We start from the raw sequence: 17,967 nt of genomic DNA, 5'->3' as shown, positions 1-17,967 counted from the left end.
CGCGTGCAGTGGCAAGGCGGTCAGGCGAGCTGGAGCCGATCAGTGGAAGGGGTTCCAGCGCGGTGGCCGGACGGTCGGCGAGGTGAGCCGGAGCAAGCGAGAAGTCCGGTGTCGGCCGTCGAACGAGTGGCGAGTAAGTCCGGAACCAGAGAAGAAGGGAAGGGTTGAACACCATCGGATCGCCCGCCTCAGGCTGAAGTCAGGTCAGGCGGGTACCGCAGTCCAGAAAGATTGGAAGGTGGTCTCCGGTTACGCAAACGCGATCCACGCAGTCTCCGTCGCGGTTCGGGCGGATGACGCGGACACGGTAAACCGGCCGCGAGGCCGGATGGTGGGAACCCATAACCCTGGGGCCCGGTGCCGACAAACGGCACCGGGCCCCTCGTGGCGCGGAGGTGCGATGACCCCAGAAACGAACGAGCCGCGACCCGCGGCTGACAACTTGGACGACGACCACTACCCCGCCTTCACGATGGGCAGAGCCGCGGAGATGCTCGGCACCACGCCGGGTTTCCTGCGGGGCCTTGACGAGGCGAAGCTGATCGAGCCGGAGCGCTCGTCAGGCGGCCACCGCCGCTACTCCCGGTACCAACTCCGGTTGGCCTCCCGGGTCAGGGAACTGGTCGACCAGGGCATGAGCCTCGACGCCGCGTGCCGCATCGTCACCCTGGAGGACCAACTCCAGGAAGCCAGGAACCTCAACAAGCAGAACGCCCCGCCCGAGCCGGACCAGCCCTACCCGCCGCTCCGGGGCATGTGACCGAGTCGGACCGTCGACCCGACCGAGCAGAGCAGCGCGCGTCACGGCCTCACCACCCGTGACCGCGCCCGCCGGTCAATCTCTCGTCACCCGAACACGGATCGAGCCGTGCGGCCACCGTGCCCCGGAGCGCACTTCCTTCCTGCACCGTTCACCGCTGTTCGCGCTCCGCGCCTGTGGATGGTGGCGTGCTTCTCCTCAGCTCCCCGTCTCCCCTGCTGTGGGCGGGACAGCACGTGGTGCACGATGAGGTTCAGCAACGCGAAGAGCGCGGGCACCGGTTCTTCGTCGCCGTCGATGAGGATCTCGCCTGGATGCACAGCTGCCGGCCCTCCCAGTACCTGCCCTCTTCCGTCACCTGCCAGTCCGCAACGGTGTCCGCAGCCCAGTGCTGGGCCGCGAAAACGCCGCAGTACGGGCACCCGAATGCGGCGCCCCGTACTTCGGAGACCGATCTTCTTGCGCCTCTGCTGTCACCAGAGCTTCGACTTCCGCTAAGCGACCCAAGGTCACCCGATCGTGTCTGGGCAAGGAGGACCGATGTCCCAGGGAAGCTCCTTCGCCGGGAGACCAGGATCGAGCCACGCAGCGCGACTGGGGCGCGGACCGTGCGATGCACGATGAAGGATGTGTCGGACATCACTGTGGCGTGACGGGCGGTGAGAGCCGCTGCGGTGCCTCGTTGTCGACGGCCAAGACCAAGCAGGCCCACAGAGAAAGTCTCTGTGGGCCTGACCTGCGTCGGGGTGACAGGATTTGAACCTGCGACCTCTTCGTCCCGAACGAAGCGCGCTACCAAACTGCGCCACACCCCGGCTTGGGATCGAACGAGGGGAACTCTACCTGACGTTCCCACCCACTCCGAACCGGGTATCCCTTTTCGCGTCGGACACGTCCTGACCTGCGTCGACAGGCCGCGGCACCAAGGTCAACAGGCTCGCCTCCGGTGGGCACGCGAAGCGCACCGGCGCGTACGGCGACGTGCCGAGGCCGGCGGACACGTTCAGCCACATGTGCGAGCCCCACCGCGAGACGCCACGGGCACGCGAGCGGTCCAGTTCGCAGTTCGTCACGATCGCGCCGTAGCCCGGGATGCGCAGCTGGCCGCCGTGCGTGTGGCCCGCCAGCACCAGGTCGTAGCCCTCGGCGGCGAACGGGTCCAGCACGCGCGGCTCGGGGGAGTGCGTCACGCCGAGGCGCAGCGGCACGTCCGGCACCTGGCCGCTGATCTCCTCGAACCGGTCACGCTTGAGGTGCGGGTCGTCCAGGCCCGCGGCGAACACCTCCAGGCCGTTCACCTCGAACCGGCGGCGCGCGTGGGTCAGGTCCAGCCAGCCGCGCTCGACCATCGCGGCGCGCAGGTCCTTCCACGGCAGGGGGATGCCGTGCACGCGCCGCGTCTTCGCCGACGGCATCAGGTAGCGGGCCGGGTTCTTCGGGCGGGGCGCGTAGTAGTCGTTGCTGCCGAACACGAACACGCCGGGACGGTTCAGCAGCGGACCCAGCGCGCGCACGACGGCGGGCACGGCCTGCTTGTGCGCCAGGTTGTCCCCGGTGTTCACGACGAGGTCCGGCTCCAGCTCGTCCAACGCCGCGACCCACCGCTGCTTGGACTTCTGGCCCGGCATCATGTGGAGGTCGGAGAGGTGCAGCACCCGCAGCGGCGACGAGCCGGGCGCGAGCACCGGCACCGTCGCTTCGCGCAACGTCCACCTCCTGCGCTCGATGCCCGCCGCGTAAGCGAGCGTGGCGGTGCCCAGGGCGGTCGTGGCGAGGAGCGTTCGGCCGAGCGTGTTCACGTAGTCGAGGGTAGGGGGTTAACCGATTCGGGGTGAGACGGGCTTCCCGGTACCGTTCCGGCTCATGGCGGAGCTGAAGGCGCGGTTGCAGGCGGATCTGACGGCGGCGATCAGGGGGCGGGAGACGGTCCGGGCGGGCGCGCTGCGGATGACGTTGGCCGCCCTGACCACCGAAGAGGTCTCCGGCAAGAGCGCTCGTGAGCTGAGCGACGACGAGGTCCTGAAGGTCATCACCCGCGAGGTGAAGAAGCGCAAGGAAGCGGCGGAGGCGTTCGCCGGCGCGGGGCGGACCGAGCAGGCCGAGCTCGAGCAGGCCGAGTCCAAGGTGCTGGAGGCCTACCTGCCGGCGCAGCTGGACGACGCCGAACTGGCGACCCTGGTCGACGCGGCGATCGCCCAAGTGACGGAGCAGCTCGGCGAACGGCCCGGCCAGCGCCAGATGGGCCAGGTCATGAAGGCCGTCAACGCCCAGGTGGCGGGTCGTGCGGACGGCGGCCGAGTAGCCGCTGCGGTCAAGGCCAAGCTGGCCTGAGGGCGTTCCGAGCGCGGAATCGCGTGAGTTCGGGCGATCTTGCGGACGAAACCTCCGTAGGTTCGAATCCTGCCGCCATTCACGGCGTGCCGGCCGGGGCCGGTCAGGACGTACACGATTGGGTGATCATCGCCCGAAAATGTACGGAAACACTGTTCTCGTACCTCGGTTGAAAACCAGCGGAACCGCCGAAACCACCCCCCGACCGTCCAGCCGCCCCGACCCCAGCCATCCAGCCGCCACCCGGCCATCGGTCGCCAGGCCCCGGAGTCGGTGAGAACTCCGGGCCGTCCGAGCCGAGGCCGAGCCGTGCGCAGGGCACGGCGGCGACAGGGCGAGGCGGGGGTTGGTGCGCCGCACCCAGGGCCGGCCCGTGGGGTAGGTGTCAGCGGCGGGGTGGGTCGGTGGGAATGGTGATTTCGGGTGGGCCCGTGGGGCGGCCCGGGTCGCCTGGGCGGCCCGGTTGGCCTTGGCCCGGGTTGGGGGATTCGGTGGTCGGTGGTGGGTCGGTCGCCTGCGGTGGGGGGACGTAGCCCGTGGAGACCAGGAGGGTGACGACGGTGCCCTTCAGGGCGCTGCCGCGCGGGGTTTGGCCGACTACTTGGCCCTTTGGCTGCTCGGAGTTGCGGTTCTGCGCGGAGACCTTGTAGCCGGCCTGTTCGAGGATGCGGGTGGCGTCGTTGACGTTCCGGCCGACGACGTCGGGGATGCGGATCTCGCTGCCGCCCTTGAGGTAGCGCTCCTCGACGGCCGGCATGCCGCGCACCGGGAGTCCATCGTGGACTTTCGTCATCGTGTCGAACCACGTGCGCGCGGGCACGGTGCCGCCGTAGATGTCACCCTTGCCGCACAAGCGGGGAGGGCCGGCGTTCACGCAGATGCCGCGCGGTTCGACGCCGTCGTTGAACGTCTGCACGGCGCCGGCGAAGTCCGGGGTCGCGCCGATGAACGCGGCCGACTTGTAGTCCTCCGTCGTCCCCGTCTTGCCCAGCATCGGCCGGGTCCACTTGAACTGCCGGGCCGCGGCGGAGGCGGTGCCGGCACCTTGATCGTCCTTCGACAAGCCGACGGCCAGGCCGTTCGCCAGCGGCTCGGCGACGACCTGCTCGCACGGCGCCTCGTTGACCGCCACCGGCTGCCCGTCGCGGTCCAGGATCTGGCCGATCGGGGACGGCGGGCACCACACGCCGCCGCTCATGATCGTCGCCGCGACGTTCGCCAGTTCCAGCGTGCTCACCGGCGCCGGGCTCAACGTGAACGAGGCGTTGCCGCCGTTCGACTTGTAGAACTCGGTCTGCGAGACCCGCAGCTCCTTGCTCTTCGCCTTCGGGTCCGGACGCACGCCCGCGATGTTCGTCGCCATCGTCTCGCGCATCCCCAACCGGGACGCCATGTCCACCACCGGGTCCATGCCCAGCTGCTCTTCCAGGATCACGAACCCCGTGTTCGGCGACGTCTGCAACGCCGTCTGCAACGACATCTGCGGCGGGTACGACGACGACGCGTTGCCCAGGCAGTACCACCGCGTGGCCGGCTCCGGAGCGGGCGGGCACTTGTCGCCGCCGCCCTTGAACACCCGCGACACGTACGAGTTCGGCGTGGCCATCGTGTTCTCGATGCCCATGCCCTTCTCCAACGCCGCCGCGGCTGTGAACACCTTGTAGACCGACCCCGCCCCGAACTTGTTCTCCACTCCCGACGGCAGGTCGAACTGGGTCTGGAACTGGTCGGCCTTCAGCCCGTAGTCCCGGTTCGCCACCAGTGCCACGACCTCGTGCCGCTCCTTGCCCGGCCGCACGACCGCCATCGTGTTCGCGATCCCGTCGGTCGACTTCGCGACCTGGCCCTCGGCCGCGCGCTTCGCGTGATCGGTGATCGTGCGGTCCAAAGTGGTCCGGATCGTGTAGCCGCCGGTCTTCAGCTGCTCCTGGCTGAAACCGTTGCGCGCCAAGTAGTTCAGCACGTATGAGCAGAAGAACCCGTGCTCCGGCCCGGCGCCGACGCACCCGCTGGGCGGCGTTCGCACCGGCGTCGCCAACCCGAGCGGTTCGGCTTTCGCGGCCTCGGCGGCGTCACGCGACAGCTTGTCGTTCTCGACCATCTTGTCGATCACCTGGTTGCGCCGCTCCAACGCCTTCTCCGGGAACACCTCCGGGTTCAGCGCGGACGGGCTGTTGACCATGCCCGCGAGCATCGCCGCCTGCGGCACGGTCAGCTTGTCCGCCGTCGTGTTGAAGTACGCCTGCGACGCCGCCGCGATGCCGTAGATCGTCGAGCCGAACGGCACCACGTTCAGGTACCGGGCGAGGATCTCCTCCTTGCCCATCTGGCTTTCGAGCTGCAACGAGATGCGCCACTCGCGCGCCTTGCGCGCGACCGTCTGCTCCTGCGCCTTCTGCTGCTCGACGAGGTTGTTGCGCGCGACGACGTGCACGAGGTAGTTCTTCACGTACTGCTGGGTGAGCGTGGACGCACCCTGCGTGACGGAGCCGCTGAACTGGTTCGTCAGCCCGGCCCGGATCGTGCCCCGCCAGTCGACGCCCTGGTGCTCGTAGAACCGGCGGTCCTCGACCGAGACGAGCGCGGCCTTCATCGTCGGCGAGATCATCTCGGGCGGGACGAGGATCCGGTACTGGTCGTACAGGTACGCGATCGGCGCGCCGTCCTTGTCGGTGATCGTGGAGATCAACGGCGGGTCGGTGGTGACGAGGTCGGCGGAGATGCTGTCGACGGTGTCGCTGGCTTCGTTCGACACCATCCCCAGCGAGCCGACGACAGGGAACAACATGCCTGCCAGCAGCACTCCGGCTAGCAGACACAGGCCGAGCAGCTTCAGCACGCCGTTCCTGGCTCGCATGCAGGTCAGCGTACGCGGCACCTGAAGAGGTGATCGAGATCGCGCACAGTTGATTACACAGAATGAGTACTCGTACTCAAGACAGGTAACAGGTGGGCAACCCAGGGTTGGAGGTGGAACCGGAAGGCTCTACAGTCCGTCACTGTCCAAGACAGCAGCCGACGGCACGACCACTCGATGGTGAGCCTACGGCATCCGCGGCAGGGGTGTGGCGGATTTAGAAGCTCTGGGCACTGTGTGAACTGAGGTGGGGGATATGCAGCAGGTGCAGGGGGATTGGCGGATCAAGGCCTCGTGCCGCGATGAAGAGCCGGACCAGCTCTTCGTCCGCGGAGCGGAGCAGCGCAAGGCGAAGTTGGTGTGCCTGGGATGCCCGGTGCGCACCGAGTGCCTTGCCGAGGCGCTGGACAACCGGATCGAGTTCGGTGTCTGGGGCGGTATGACGGAGCGTGAACGGCGGGCGCTGCTGCGGCGTCGCCCGGACGTCACCTCATGGCACGAGCTCCTCGACACAGCACGTCAGGAGCACCACGAGGAGTCCGCGGTCGGCTGACCGGCCGGGCTTCCCTACTCGCCCGCCAACCGCCGACCGATCTCGTGCAGGCCGTCCAGGTCGTGCACGTCGGTAGGCAGCGCGGGTACCCCGATCAGCGGAACACCGGGGTGCGCACGGGTGAACCGCGCGAGCAGTCGCTTCTCCCGATCGGCGACCGCCACGCGATCCGCGTGCACCCGCAACACCGCGGCAGCCAGCGGAGCGTCCCCAGTGCGCTCGAGCCGGTCCGCCGCCGCCAACGCGCCTGGTGCCGGCAAGGGGGCCAGCACCGGGTGCGTCCGGTTCGCGACCAGGCCGGTCAACGGCATCCGTTCCGCGCTCAACCGCTCCACGAAGTAGCTGGCTTCCCGCAACGCGTCCGGTTCCGCCGCCGCGACCACCAGAAATCCGGTTCCGGGTGATCGCAGCAGCTCGTAGGTGGCCTGGGCGCGTTGCCGGAAGCCACCGAACATGCTGTCGAACGCCTGCACGAACGTCGACGCGTCGTGCAGGAGTTGGCCGCCCACGATCGTGGACACGGCTTTGGTGAACAGGCCGAAGCCCGCGCCCACGATCTTGCGGATGCCGCGCCCGCCCGCCCGGGCGGGCGCCGACAGCATCCGGATCAGCTTGCCGTCCAGCACCGTCGACAGCCGCTGCGGCGCGTCCAGGAAGTCCAGCGCCGACCGGCTCGGCGGCGTGTCCACGACGACCAGGTCCCACTCGTCGCGTTCGACCAGTTGGCCCAACTTCTCCATCGCCATGTACTCCTGCGTGCCGGAGAACGACGTGGAGATCGTCTGGTAGAACGGGTTCGCCAGGATCTGCTCGGCCCGCTCACGACCGGCGTGCTGCCACACCATGTCGTCGAACGTGCGGCGCATGTCGAGCATCATCGCGTGCAGCTCGCCCTTGACCCCGTCCACCTCGACCCGCCGCGGCTGGTTGTCCAGCTCGCCGAGGCCGAGCGACTGCGCCAACCGGCGCGCCGGGTCGATGGTCAGCACGACGGCACGCCTGCCGCGTTCGGCGGCACGCACGGCCAGCGCCGCCGCCGTGGTCGTCTTGCCGACGCCACCGGACCCGCAGCACACCAGCACCCGGGTCGCCGGGTCGTCCAGCAACGCGTCCACGTCGAGCCGGTTCACCGCACACCCCGTCCGACCAGCACCTCGGCCAGCTCGTAGAGCGCGGCCACGTCCACCCCGTCGGTCACCTCCGGCAGTTCCAGCGTCGGCAGGTCCGCCTCGGCCAGCTTCTCCTTCGCCCGTTCCTCCATGCGGACCCGCAACGCGTGCTCCACGGTCTGCTCGACCAGCCCGTGCAGCACGTCGCCGTCGACGTCGAGGCCCGCCGCCTCCAGCCCGGTGCGCACCCGCCCGGCGTCGATCCGCCCCTCGGAGGCCGACGCGACCGACCGCGCGGGCAGCCGCGGTGGGCTGACCCGGTTCACGAACACCGCGCCCGGCCGCAGGTCCGCGGCGTCCAGCTCGGCCACCGCGTCCAACGTCTCCCGCACCGGCATCTCCTCGAGCAGCGCCACCAGGTGCACCGCCGTGTCACCGGAGTGCAGCAGCTTGACCACGCCGTCGCTCTGGCCCTTGATCGGCCCGACCTTGGCGAGGTCGGCCATGGCCCTGGTGACGTCCAGGAACCGGACCACCCGACCGGTCGGCGGCGCGTCGAGCACGACGGCGTCGTACTCGTGCCGCCCCGTCTTGCCCGCTCGCCGCACGCACTCCTTGACCTTGCCCGTGAGCAGCACGTCCCGCAGACCCGGCGCGAGCGTGGTGGCGAACTCGATCGCGCCCATCTTCTTCAACGTCCGGCCGGCGAAGCCGAGGTTGTAGAACATGTCGAGGTACTCGAGCAACGCCGCCTCGGGGTCCACCGCGAGCGCACGCACCTCGCCGCCACCGGGCGCGGACGCGATCCGCTCCTCGGAGTACGGCAGCGGCGCCCGGTCGAACAGCTGCGCGATGCCCTGCCGGTTCTCCACCTCCACCAGCAGCACGCGTCGCCCGCCGGTGGCCAGCGCCAGCGCGAGCGCGGCGGCGACCGTGGTCTTGCCGGTCCCGCCCTTGCCCGTCACCACGTGCAGTCGCGCACGGGCGAGTTCGTCGGTCCAGCCGTTCACCAGATCAGCCTATGCGCGCCGCCCTGAGAACCGCTGGCCACGCCGCCGGCCACGGTCAGTCCCACATGGTGACGAACACCACCGCGATGGCGGTCGCCGCGACGACGCCCCAGGCCAGGACCGACGGCAGCACGTACGCGATGAGCACCGCGACGACCGCGACGATCACCGCCCCGACCAGCAGCGCCCGCATCACGTCGGACCGCCGGGAACCCTTGCGATCCCGCGCCAGCGCCATCCCGACGAGGATCATCACCAGCCCGCCCAGCAGGAACGCGCTGGTGGCGACGATCCGCCACGTTTCCACGTGATCAACGCTAGCGCCGCGTGATCGCGCAGTCACGTCACGCTTTGGTGCTCCCGCACCACCTCCCTCCCCAGCCACACCAGACGCGCCCGCGCCGCCTTGTCGATCGCGAAGTACCAGAGCGCCCGCTCCGCGCTCGTGGTCGAGATCCGCAGGCCCGGACCGCCCTCCGGGGCCATCACCTCCACCGAGCCGTCCCCGAAGTCCAGGCCCCACGCCGCGACCCACCCGCCACCGGCGTCCTCCTGGACGATCGCGAACAGCCTCGGCGCCTCCGCGACCACTTCCCTGTCATCCATGCTATGAATCATAGGGTTTGAACTGCTCAAAGCTCCAAAATCGAACGAGTGAAGTTCGGGCGATCGACCGTTACGGACAGTGGTTAGGGTGATCGAATGGCAATCGGCTCCACACGCGGCAAGCGCAGGCTCGGACGCCACCTCCGGCCGATCCTGGAGAGGTCCGGCCTCAAGGTGGACGAGGTGGTCAAGCTCTCCAGGGTGTCGCGCCCGACGATCACCCGGATGCTGTCCGGCGAGGCCCTGGCGCGTTGGCCCGCGCTGTCGATGGTGCTCGACGTCATCGGGGCGACCCCGGAGGAGAAGACGCGGGCGCTCCAGCTCTGGGAGGTCGCCGACGTCGACCCGTCCGCCATCGAGCACGCCCGCGACCTGCCGGCCAACTACAAGCGACTTCGGATGGACGAACTGGAGGCGGTGCGCGAGCGGACCCTCGACTCGGCTCTCATCCCCGGCCTGCTCCAGACCGCCGGTTACGCGGAGGCGGTCGCGCGGGCCACCCACCGGCAGATCATCGGCGACAGCTGGGACTCCCGGGCGGCCGCCGAGCGCTCGGACCGGCAGGAGGCGCTGACCAGGGAGAACCCGATCGAGTACCACGCCCTGATCGACGAAGCCGCACTTCGTCGCCTGGTCGGCGGCCCCGACGTGATGCGGGAGCAGTTGGATCACCTCGTGGCGATCGCGGAACGGCCGAACGTGACGATCCAGGTCCTGCCGTACGCGATCGGCGCTTACGGCGCGCAGGTCGGGGCCATGTTCCTGCTGGACTTCGACCAGTCGGACGAGCCGCGGGCCGCCTATGTGGAAGCCCTGACCGGGATGCTCCCCGTGGAAGATGAGGAGGCCGAGGTGTTGTCGGCGGTCTGGGACGACGCCGCGCGCCTGGCGCTCACGGAGGAGGACTCCGTGGGTCTCATCAGGGCAGTACGGGACGCGCTAGGAGACTGATGATCAACCAGACTTGGCGGAAGAGCAGCCGCAGTGGTTCCGCGGCGCAGTGCGTCGAGTTGGCGGTGGGCGAGCTGGTGGCCGGGGTGCGGGACACCAAGAACCGGGACGGCGGGACGCTGGAGTTCGGCGCGAAGGCGTTCCGGGCGTTCCTCGCGGATGTGAAGCGGTCTCAGGTTTGAGCACGGCGTAACACGAACGGGGGTACTCGGACGGGTGCCCCTGTTCGGCGTCCCGCTAGGCTGCCGCTCATGCAGAAGTGGGAGTACGCGACAGTCCCGCTGTTGATCCACGCCACCAAGGCGATCCTGGACCAGTGGGGCGCAGACGGCTGGGAGCTGGTCACCGTGCTGCCGAACCCGAGCGGTGAGCAGCACGTCGCCTACCTGAAGCGGCCCAAGGCATGAGCTGGACGGCACGTCTGGCCGAGCTGGGTGTCGAACTGCCCGAGGTCGCGGCGCCGGTCGCGGCGTACGTGCCCGCCGTGCGCACCGGGCAGCTGGTCTTCACGTCCGGGCAGCTGCCGTTCGTCAAGGGCTCGCTCGCGGCCACCGGCAAGGTCGGCGGCGACATCAGCCCCGAAGAGGCCAAGGCGCACGCCCGCACCTGCGCGCTGAACGCGTTGGCCGCCGTCGACTCGCTGGTCGGCCTGGACAAGGTCGTGCGCGTCGTCAAACTGGTCGGGTTCGTCGCCTCCGCCGACGGCTTCACCGGCCAGCCCGCCGTGATCAACGGGGCCTCCGACCTGCTCGGCGAGGTGTTCGGCGAAGCCGGGCAGCACGCGCGGGCCGCGGTCGGCGTCGCCGAGCTGCCGTTGGGCGCGCCGGTCGAGGTGGAACTGATCGTCGAGATCGGGGAGTGAGATGTCGGACACGTGCCACGAGCTGTTGCTGAGGCTGGCCGGGCGGCTGCCGGACGACCTCCTCTGGAGGTTCCGCGACTGGGCCGCCACGGACGCCATCGCGGTGCTCGCCCGGGCCCTGCCGCGCACGTTGCTGCACGACAGGATCGGTTTGACGGACTACGAGCAGCGCCTGCTGGCGGACGCCCTCGTGCCGCACGGGGCCGACCGGTCCACGATCAGTTCTGTCAAAGGGCTGGACGAACTGCCCGAATCCGGCTACACCTTCTCCCCGGAATCACCCGATCGGGTGTCGATGGGTGATTCCGCGACCGTGGTGCTCGGAGCGACCTTGCGCGGACGCCTCGGGGTCGGCGAAGTCCGGTCCTCGTGGCGACTGGGCGAGGGCGAACCCAGGAGGCTGATCCTGGTCACCGCCTCGACCGGCGAAGCCCGGTTGACCGGTGAGCTCCAGCGAGTGCTGCGGGCGCTCGGCGAGCACGACCCGTGCGTTGAGGTCCTGCCCGCCGGACTGGACCTGCCGCCCTACCACAGGGCGGCGTTGGCGGCATCGGAGCTGGTGTGCGCCGGCGCTGACGCCGACGGGCACTTGGTGCCCGTATAGAGCTCGGCGCTCCCGCGCGGGCCGGAAGGAGAACAGGCGTGACGAACGACGGAGTGGGACTCCCCGTCCGTTTACACGACCTCCTGTTGGCGTTGGCCGGACGTGTCGACGACGACGCGTTGACACAGGCTCGGGAGCTGCTGGCGGTCGCGGAGCTGGACAGAGCCGTGGAGCTCGTCGTCGGCTGCCTGCTGGCCGGGCGCATCCCGGTGTCACCGGAGGAACGCCACGAGATCGGCTGGCTGCTCGGCGAGGTCCGCTCGGACCGGACGCTGGCCGACCGGCTGTTCGCGGTCGAGCGGGTGCCGACGGTCAAGCACCGGTTCAGCGTGGAGTCCGACCCGGCCGAGGGCCTCGGCGACGTGCTGGGCAAGACCGTGTCGGTGCTGCCGGACGTGCGCGGCGTGCGTGCCACGTGGCGGTCCAGCCCGGCCGGCGCCACGCCCGGACCGCTGCCGCAGCGACTCGTCCTGGTGGACATCGGCCCGGCGGGCTTCGCGCCCGCCACCGCCTACCGGGTGGACACCGTGCTGCGCAAAGCGGGCATCCGCGCGGCGGTCGAGGTGCTGACCGTGGGCACGCAGCTCGGCGAGTACCACGCGGCGGCCGTCACCACAGCGCGCGAGGTGTTCTTCTCGTCGGGCTCGACAAGCCCACAGCCACCACCCGACTCGGCCGCCTGGTTCGACGGTGAAGTGCGGGGTCAGGCACCGGTGGTCGAGCCGGAACCGGTGCCTGTCGAACCCCAGAACGGCTCCAAGTCACGTCGGGCGCGCGTCGAGTCCTATGAAGGCGCGCAGCCGTTCCCGCCCAAGCCGGTGAAGCGGCTGCCGGTGCGGGAGCCGGTCGAGGACGTCCGCGTCGAGGAGCCGTACGTCGAGGAGCCCCACGTCGAGGACGTCCACGTCGTCGACGAGGTGCAGCCGGACGAGGTGCCGGCCGTGCGGGTGGAGGAAGCGCGCGTCGAGGAGACGCCCGTCGAGCCGCCGCCCGTCGTCGACGAACGGCCGCCCGCGCCGGTGTTCGCGTTCCCGGACGACCACCCGCTGTCGCGGGCCGAGGTCACCACGGAACTCGGGCCGGACGACCTGGCCGCGTTGCAGGCCGCGTTGGCGGAAGGGCAGGCGCCCGCCGCCGTGCAGCTGCCGCCGACCGTGGACGCCAAGCTCAGCGACCGGGAACGGGCGTTGTTGCAGCAGCTGCACGAGGAGCTGGCGCAGCGGGAGCAGCAGTCGTGGCCCGGCGGCCCCGAGTTCGTCAACGGGGCGCCGAAGCCGACGAACGGCAAGTACCCCGGCTAGAGGCTCTTCAGCCTGATCAACAGCTCGGCCCTGTCGCCCCTGGAGAGGGGGCGGTAGGGCCGAGCTGCGTCACGGTCCGTCGAAGCTTCGATCCGGCGGCGGACCGGGTCGTCCTCGGGCATGTCCCGCACTTCGAGTCCCGCTTCGGCCCACGCGGCGGCGTGCGCGTCGGCCCGGTGGTGCCGGAGGGCTCTGAGCTGGTCGAACAAGCGGGCTTGCCGCGTGTCGCCGGTGTGGGCGGCGCTCATCGGGTGGTCGACCGGCGGGACGGCGATGTCCGGCGGGGCCGGCCACAGGTCGGCCGCGGCCCTGGTGTGGGCCTCGTTGACCATCTCGAGGAACGCGCGGCACCGCGCGGTGGCGGTGACCTGGCCGTTCTCGACCACCAACCAGTCCGGGTCGGCGAGGGCCCCTTCGAGGTGCGGGTTGTAGCGGTGCACGTCCTTCACCGCTTGGAGCGGCATCGGGCCGTGGGCCAGGACGCTTGCCAGATCGCCCAGGATCGGCACGTGCGGTGGACGTTCACCGTGGAGATAGCGCGCGCTCTGGCGGTGCACGGGAGGGATCAGGCGGTGCAGCTCCACGGCGGCCTCGGCGGCGGTGGCGCACGCGTTCGCCGCGTCCAGCGCCAGTTCGCTGGACGCCCGGAGTTCAGGGTCTTCGCGCAGGTCGAGAGCGGTCTGGAAGTGGCGTTCGGCGGCCCGCCAGTCGCCCTGGTCGTAGCGGGACTTCCCGGCGTGCTGGTGGGCGAAGTGGCCCAACGCGGGATGGGTGAGGAGCTCGGCGAACGCCTCATCGGCCTCGGCGAACCGGCCCTGCCACTGGTGGACGTGCGCGAGGCGGAGACGTGTCGCGGGGGTGTCGTCGGCCTGCCGGAAGGCGTGCTCCGCCTCGTCCAGGCGGTGGAGCAGCCGCGCGGCCTGGCCGACCTCGGTCCACTCGGCGTGCGTGGTCGGACGCTGACGGTCCAGCCAAGCCGTTAAGCCCTCGGGGTCTTCGGGCACCTCGCGCAGGGTCTCCGGGTCGATCCGGTACTTCACGCTTCCGCCTTCCTTCGTGCCAGGTCGATGATCCGCTGGAGGTGCAGGCCGCGCCGGACGTCCAGCGGGTGCTCCGTCGTGCCGCTGTCGATCATGGCCACGAAGTCGTCCAGCAGGTTCGTGAACGCCTGTTGCGCGGTCGTGCCGCGATCGGCCAGCACGCGGTGGCCGTGCTCGCCGTAGACGGTCACCTCGGCGATGGGCGGGCTGAGCGGCAACGTCATGGTCATCGTCGCCACGCTCGTCGCGCCGCCCTCGTGCTGGAACACGATCTGCCACAGGCCGTGCTCGGACCGGTTGGCCGCGATCACGTCGGTGATCGTGCCCAGCGTGGCGTCGAGCAGGTCGAACGCGTGCGGGCCGATGTCGTCCAGCGGGCCGCGCTCGTGCCGCCACGGCGACTGCGAGAACGGGCCACCGAGGAGCGCTCCGGTGAGCCAGCGCGCGCTGCCGCCCACCCAGCCGCCCTGTTGTTCGAGCTGCGCCAGTTGTTCACGGGTCTCGGGGGCGTAGCGCTTGGTGAGGACGACCAGGGAGGCGATGTCGTTCGCCTTGACGGCGTCGGCGAGGCGTTCGGCGACCTCCAGGGTGCCCGCGATCGGCTTCTCCAGGATCAGGTGCTTGCCCTGCTCGGCGGCCTTGATGGCGATCTCGCCCTGCACCTCGGGCGGCACGGCGAACGCGACCGCGTCCACGGCGGCCAGCAGCTCCTCCGGGGTCTTGGCGGTGGTCGCGTCGTGAGCCCTGGCGAGCTCCGCCGCCGCCTCTTCACGGCGGGCCCAGATCGTGGTCAGGCGAGTGCCGGGGTGATCGGCGATGCCCGGTGCGTGCACCATGGTCGCCCACGGGCCGGCACCGACGAGTCCTACGCGCAGCTGTTCGTCCACCTGGCCATCCTGCCTTTCATCGGCCACCGATGTAACTCGACTCGGGGATGAAGATCCGGCCGCCGTGGTCGAACCTCAGCTCGACGCCGTCCGGTCGGCGATCGACCTCGGGAGAGGTGTCCCAGCCGCTCGGGATCTCGACGGAGTGGCCGTAGTCGGGCGTCCGACCCAGCCACACCTCGTGGCGCGTGCCGCCGATCAGGCTCGACCGCTCCTTCACGTAGACGTTCGGCGTGCCCTCGTTCGTGCTGGTCGTGGTGCTGCTGGGGAGGAAGAGGATGACCGCGGCGGTGGCCGTCAGGGCCGTGCCGAGGATCGCGCCTCCGACGAACAGCAGGACGTTGAGGAGGCAGCCCGTGCGCGTGGTGTCCACGTCCGGATGATCCTCGTAGGCTCGGGTCGTGCGCGAACTCCCCGATGAACTCGTGTTGCCCGCCAGCGTCGTGCCGCCGGATTTCACCGGGCCGCCGGTGGAGCCCCGTGACGCGGCGACCGTCGTGCTGGTGCGCGACGGTGCGGCCGGGCTGGAGGCGTTCCTGCTGCGGCGGGTGGCCGGGATGGCGTTCGCGGGCGGGATGACGGTGTTCCCCGGCGGCGGGGTCGACCGGCGTGACGCGGACACGTCGGTGGCGTGGAGCGGGCCGGCGCCGTCGTGGTGGGCCTCGCGGTTCGGTTGCTCGGTCGAGTTGGCCACGGCGTTGGTGTGCGCGGCGGTGCGGGAGACGTTCGAGGAGTCCGGGGTGCTGCTGGCCGGGCCGTCCGCGTCGTCGGTGGTGGCCGACACCCGCGGGTTCGCCGCGGCCCGGGCGGCGCTGGTGGGGCGGGAGTTGTCGTTGGCGCAGTTCCTGGCGTCGGAGGGGTTGGTGCTGCGGGCGGACCTGCTGCGGCCGTGGGCGAACTGGTTGACGCCCGTGGAGGAGCCCCGGCGGTACGACACGTACTTCTTCGTGGCGGTGCTGCCGGAGGGGCAGACCGCCGACGGGGTGACGACGGAGGCTTCGGACGCGGCGTGGCAGCGGCCCGCGGATGCGTTGGGTGACTGGAAGGCTGGGCGGCGGGCGTTGATGCCACCCACTTGGGTGACGTTGTCGGAGTTGGACGAATTGGGGTCGGTGTCAGCGGTGGTGGACGAGCCTCGGACCGTGTCGAAGGTGATTCCGAAGTTGGTGCGGGAGGGGTCGGTGTTCCGGGTGGTCGTTCCGTGAGCGCTTATGGGGTGTTGCGGCAGGTCACGCCCACGGCGGCGGTGCTGCTCGCGGAGAACCCCGGGGTGATGACGTTGGAGGGGACGAACACGTGGGTGCTGCGGGCGCCCGGGTCGGCGTCGTGCGTGGTGGTGGATCCCGGGCCCGCGGATCCGGTGCACCTCGGGCGGATCGCGTTGGAAGCGCCGGTGGAAGTGGTGTTGCTGACGCACGGTCACCCTGACCATTCGGATGGGGCACGTTCGTTCGGGCGACAGGTGGATGCGCCGGTGCGGTCGGTGGATCCGGCGTTCCGGTTGGGCGGGGAGGGGTTGGCCGAGGGGGACGTGATCTCGGCCGCCGGGCTGTCGATCCAGGTGTTGGCCACGCCGGGGCACACGGCCGATTCGGTGTGCTTCCGGTTGGACGACGCGGTGCTGACCGGGGACACGGTGCTGGGTCGGGGGACGACGGTGGTCGCCCATCCGGACGGGCGGCTCGGTGACTACCTGGAGTCGTTGCGGCTGTTGACCACACTTCCGGAGGGCACGATCGGGTTGCCGGGCCACGGGCCGGAACTGCCGGACGTGGCGGCTGCCGCCGGTGGGTACCTGGTGCACCGGGAGCAGCGGTTGGCGCAGGTCAGGGCGGCGGTGGCGACGTTGGGCGGCGCGCCGACGGCACGTCAGGTGGTCGAGCTGGTGTACGCCGACGTCGACCGTTCGCTGTGGGACGCGGCGGAGTGGTCGGTGCGGGCGCAGTTGGAGTACCTACGCGACGCCTGACGGGTTGTCGATCACGTAGCGCCAGCCGCCGTCGGGGCCTCGTCGGGCGACGTCGGTCGCCGTGCCGGTGACGTCGTCGCCGATGCTCCAGTCGACGATCAGGAGGGCCAGATCACCCCTCGTGATCACCTTCCGGGTGACGACGGTCATCTTCTGGGTGAGAGCGAGGTGGCCTTCGAGCTCGACGGGCCGCGCACCGGGCTCGTACAGGCCGCTGGGGTCGCCGGCGTTGAAGGCTTGGGCGAACAACGCGGGCAACTCTTCCGGGGTACGGGCGATCATGCGGGTGACGCTAGGAGGACGGCGCGTGACCAACCAAACGGTAAGCACCGCACCGCGCCGGTGGCACCGATGACCACGACGACGAGCACCTGGACGGCCACCGCCGCTTCCGCCGTCGCCGCCACAACCGCCGCCGCTGCCACCGACGCCACCGCCGCCGGGACGAGCGCTTGGGCGGGCGACCCACACGGCGAAGTCGACCACCCGGTGCCGGACTGCCCGGTGGAGATCACGTTGCGGGCGTTGCGCGGTCGGTGGACGACGTTGGTGGTGCGGGAGTTGTTCGCGGGCGAGCGGACGTTCGGCGACTTGGCCACCGCGCTGCCGGCGTTGTCGGACAAGGTGCTCAGCGACCGGCTCGCGCAGCTCGTCGTGAGCGGCGTGGTGGTGAGGGTCCGTGAGCCGGGATGGCCCAGTCGGGTGCGGTACTCGCTCACGTCGCGGGGGCACGCGCTGCGTGGGGTCCTGGACGCCATGTGGGCGTGGGGTGCCGCCGCGACGTAGGCCGCTTGCGCTCGGCCGGAGGGCCGCGTCAGCGGCCGCTTTGTCCGCTGGCCGGACCGGTCCCGTCCGATGGTGGCGGTGCGGCAGGCCGTTGTGGCTGGGCCGAGGTCCGGCTGGGGCCGGGTGAGGCTTGAGGGGCCCGTGGGCGATCTTGGTGTGCCAGTCCGCCGGTGCCGGTGTGCCAGTCATCCGGGGCGGTGCATCCGGTCGGCCTGGGGCGGTGACGTCGGGTCGGCCGGGGGCGGTGTCGGGTCGGCTGGTGGCTGGCGGTGGTCGGTCAGGCGGTGGGTGCGGTGCGGGTGGTGGTGTGGGTCAGTGGTGGGTGGGTCCGGGTGGTGGGC

22 protein-coding genes and 1 tRNA gene are annotated in these 17,967 nt (G+C 70.5%); 12 read left to right on the top strand and 11 right to left on the bottom strand.

The genetic code is table 11. The features are described from left to right. Positions 1 to 400: 400 nt before the first annotated feature. On the top strand, positions 401 to 760 hold the full coding sequence (locus ADK67_RS07315; protein ID WP_053715624.1) for a helix-turn-helix domain-containing protein: 360 nt from the start codon (positions 401 to 403) through the stop codon (positions 758 to 760). Between the two features lie 741 nt (positions 761 to 1,501). On the opposite strand, the gene ADK67_RS07310 is transcribed toward ADK67_RS07315, so the two are convergent. Both ADK67_RS07310 and ADK67_RS07305 read right to left on the bottom strand, forming a co-directional pair. After that, positions 1,502 to 1,575, bottom strand: a tRNA-Pro gene (locus ADK67_RS07310). A gap of 24 nt (positions 1,576 to 1,599) precedes the next feature. Further along, on the bottom strand, positions 1,600 to 2,559 hold the full coding sequence (locus ADK67_RS07305; protein ID WP_053715623.1) for a metallophosphoesterase: 960 nt from the start codon (positions 2,557 to 2,559) through the stop codon (positions 1,600 to 1,602). A gap of 64 nt (positions 2,560 to 2,623) precedes the next feature. On the opposite strand from ADK67_RS07305, the gene ADK67_RS07300 reads away from it, so the two are divergent. Continuing rightward, on the top strand, positions 2,624 to 3,091 hold the full coding sequence (locus tag ADK67_RS07300) for a GatB/YqeY domain-containing protein (protein ID WP_053715622.1): 468 nt from the start codon (positions 2,624 to 2,626) through the stop codon (positions 3,089 to 3,091). A gap of 385 nt (positions 3,092 to 3,476) precedes the next feature. On the opposite strand, the gene ADK67_RS07295 is transcribed toward ADK67_RS07300, so the two are convergent. Beyond that, on the bottom strand, positions 3,477 to 5,948 hold the full coding sequence (locus ADK67_RS07295) for a penicillin-binding protein (protein ID WP_053715621.1): 2,472 nt from the start codon (positions 5,946 to 5,948) through the stop codon (positions 3,477 to 3,479). 256 nt (positions 5,949 to 6,204) lie between these two features. Here ADK67_RS07295 and ADK67_RS07290 point away from each other — a divergent pair, with 256 nt between their 5' ends. Next, the gene (locus ADK67_RS07290) at positions 6,205 to 6,501 is read left to right on the top strand and encodes a WhiB family transcriptional regulator (RefSeq protein ID WP_053715620.1); all 297 of its coding nucleotides are present in this window, start codon (positions 6,205 to 6,207) and stop codon (positions 6,499 to 6,501) included. A gap of 14 nt (positions 6,502 to 6,515) precedes the next feature. Here the strand turns inward: ADK67_RS07290 and ADK67_RS07285 are convergent, their stop codons facing one another. From ADK67_RS07285 to ADK67_RS07270, 4 genes are read right to left on the bottom strand one after another with little or no spacing between them, the layout of a single operon-like run. Then, complete coding sequence (locus ADK67_RS07285; RefSeq protein WP_053715619.1) at positions 6,516 to 7,631, bottom strand: ArsA family ATPase; 1,116 nt, start codon at positions 7,629 to 7,631, stop codon at positions 6,516 to 6,518. Beyond that, positions 7,628 to 8,620 (bottom strand): ArsA-related P-loop ATPase, encoded by a 993-nt coding sequence (locus tag ADK67_RS07280; RefSeq protein WP_157619992.1) that lies wholly within the window; start codon positions 8,618 to 8,620, stop codon positions 7,628 to 7,630. The genes ADK67_RS07285 and ADK67_RS07280 overlap by 4 nt, the downstream gene beginning before the upstream one ends. Positions 8,621 to 8,675: 55 nt before the next feature. Continuing rightward, entirely contained in the window at positions 8,676 to 8,927 is a 252-nt protein-coding gene (locus ADK67_RS07275; RefSeq protein WP_053715617.1) for a hypothetical protein, read from the bottom strand. 32 nt (positions 8,928 to 8,959) lie between these two features. After that, complete coding sequence (locus ADK67_RS07270; RefSeq protein WP_157619991.1) at positions 8,960 to 9,226, bottom strand: hypothetical protein; 267 nt, start codon at positions 9,224 to 9,226, stop codon at positions 8,960 to 8,962. Positions 9,227 to 9,322: 96 nt separating this feature from the next. On the opposite strand from ADK67_RS07270, the gene ADK67_RS07265 reads away from it, so the two are divergent. The 6 genes from ADK67_RS07265 (at position 9,323) to ADK67_RS07245 (ending at position 12,944) form a co-directional block, all read left to right on the top strand. After that, positions 9,323 to 10,177, top strand: a complete 855-nt coding sequence (locus ADK67_RS07265) for a helix-turn-helix domain-containing protein (protein WP_053715615.1) — start codon at positions 9,323 to 9,325, stop codon at positions 10,175 to 10,177. Then, the gene (locus ADK67_RS07260) at positions 10,177 to 10,359 is read left to right on the top strand and encodes a DUF397 domain-containing protein (RefSeq protein ID WP_197289325.1); all 183 of its coding nucleotides are present in this window, start codon (positions 10,177 to 10,179) and stop codon (positions 10,357 to 10,359) included. Before ADK67_RS07265 ends, ADK67_RS07260 begins: the two co-directional genes overlap by 1 nt. Before the next feature lie 69 nt (positions 10,360 to 10,428). Further along, a complete protein-coding gene (locus tag ADK67_RS50550) occupies positions 10,429 to 10,584 on the top strand; it encodes a DUF4177 domain-containing protein (protein WP_141979599.1) in 156 nt (51 codons plus the stop codon). Beyond that, entirely contained in the window at positions 10,581 to 11,039 is a 459-nt protein-coding gene (locus ADK67_RS07255; protein WP_053715614.1) for a RidA family protein, read from the top strand. Before ADK67_RS50550 ends, ADK67_RS07255 begins: the two co-directional genes overlap by 4 nt. 1 nt (position 11,040) lies before the next feature. Continuing rightward, positions 11,041 to 11,643, top strand: coding sequence for a hypothetical protein (locus ADK67_RS07250; protein WP_053715613.1), 603 nt, complete (start codon positions 11,041 to 11,043; stop codon positions 11,641 to 11,643). A gap of 92 nt (positions 11,644 to 11,735) precedes the next feature. After that, the gene (locus ADK67_RS07245) at positions 11,736 to 12,944 is read left to right on the top strand and encodes a hypothetical protein (RefSeq protein WP_157619990.1); all 1,209 of its coding nucleotides are present in this window, start codon (positions 11,736 to 11,738) and stop codon (positions 12,942 to 12,944) included. On the opposite strand, the gene ADK67_RS07240 is transcribed toward ADK67_RS07245, so the two are convergent. From ADK67_RS07240 to ADK67_RS07230, 3 genes are read right to left on the bottom strand one after another with little or no spacing between them, the layout of a single operon-like run. Then, the gene (locus ADK67_RS07240; protein WP_053715611.1) at positions 12,941 to 13,984 is read right to left on the bottom strand and encodes a tetratricopeptide repeat protein; all 1,044 of its coding nucleotides are present in this window, start codon (positions 13,982 to 13,984) and stop codon (positions 12,941 to 12,943) included. The two genes, ADK67_RS07245 and ADK67_RS07240, sit on opposite strands and share 4 nt — an antisense overlap. After that, the gene (locus ADK67_RS07235) at positions 13,981 to 14,871 is read right to left on the bottom strand and encodes a Gfo/Idh/MocA family protein (RefSeq protein ID WP_082403286.1); all 891 of its coding nucleotides are present in this window, start codon (positions 14,869 to 14,871) and stop codon (positions 13,981 to 13,983) included. The genes ADK67_RS07240 and ADK67_RS07235 overlap by 4 nt, the downstream gene beginning before the upstream one ends. A 16-nt stretch (positions 14,872 to 14,887) precedes the next feature. After that, a complete protein-coding gene (locus tag ADK67_RS07230) occupies positions 14,888 to 15,244 on the bottom strand; it encodes a hypothetical protein (protein ID WP_053715610.1) in 357 nt (118 codons plus the stop codon). 28 nt (positions 15,245 to 15,272) lie between these two features. On the opposite strand from ADK67_RS07230, the gene ADK67_RS07225 reads away from it, so the two are divergent. Continuing rightward, positions 15,273 to 16,076: an NUDIX hydrolase gene (locus ADK67_RS07225; protein ID WP_053715609.1), complete on the top strand. Its 804-nt coding sequence runs from the start codon at positions 15,273 to 15,275 to the stop codon at positions 16,074 to 16,076. Further along, on the top strand, positions 16,073 to 16,840 hold the full coding sequence (locus ADK67_RS07220) for an MBL fold metallo-hydrolase (protein ID WP_053715608.1): 768 nt from the start codon (positions 16,073 to 16,075) through the stop codon (positions 16,838 to 16,840). The genes ADK67_RS07225 and ADK67_RS07220 overlap by 4 nt, the downstream gene beginning before the upstream one ends. Here ADK67_RS07220 and ADK67_RS07215 read toward each other — a convergent pair. Next, complete coding sequence (locus ADK67_RS07215; protein WP_053715607.1) at positions 16,826 to 17,122, bottom strand: YybH family protein; 297 nt, start codon at positions 17,120 to 17,122, stop codon at positions 16,826 to 16,828. The two genes, ADK67_RS07220 and ADK67_RS07215, sit on opposite strands and share 15 nt — an antisense overlap. A gap of 69 nt (positions 17,123 to 17,191) precedes the next feature. Between ADK67_RS07215 and ADK67_RS07210 the strand changes: the two genes are divergently transcribed. Further along, positions 17,192 to 17,626: a winged helix-turn-helix transcriptional regulator gene (locus ADK67_RS07210; RefSeq protein ID WP_082403285.1), complete on the top strand. Its 435-nt coding sequence runs from the start codon at positions 17,192 to 17,194 to the stop codon at positions 17,624 to 17,626. Positions 17,627 to 17,967: the final 341 nt, after the last annotated feature.

Source organism: Saccharothrix sp. NRRL B-16348, from assembly GCF_001280085.1.
In the GTDB taxonomy this organism is placed as follows: domain Bacteria; phylum Actinomycetota; class Actinomycetes; order Mycobacteriales; family Pseudonocardiaceae; genus Actinosynnema.
This window is presented reverse-complemented; position numbering and strand designations above follow the sequence as displayed.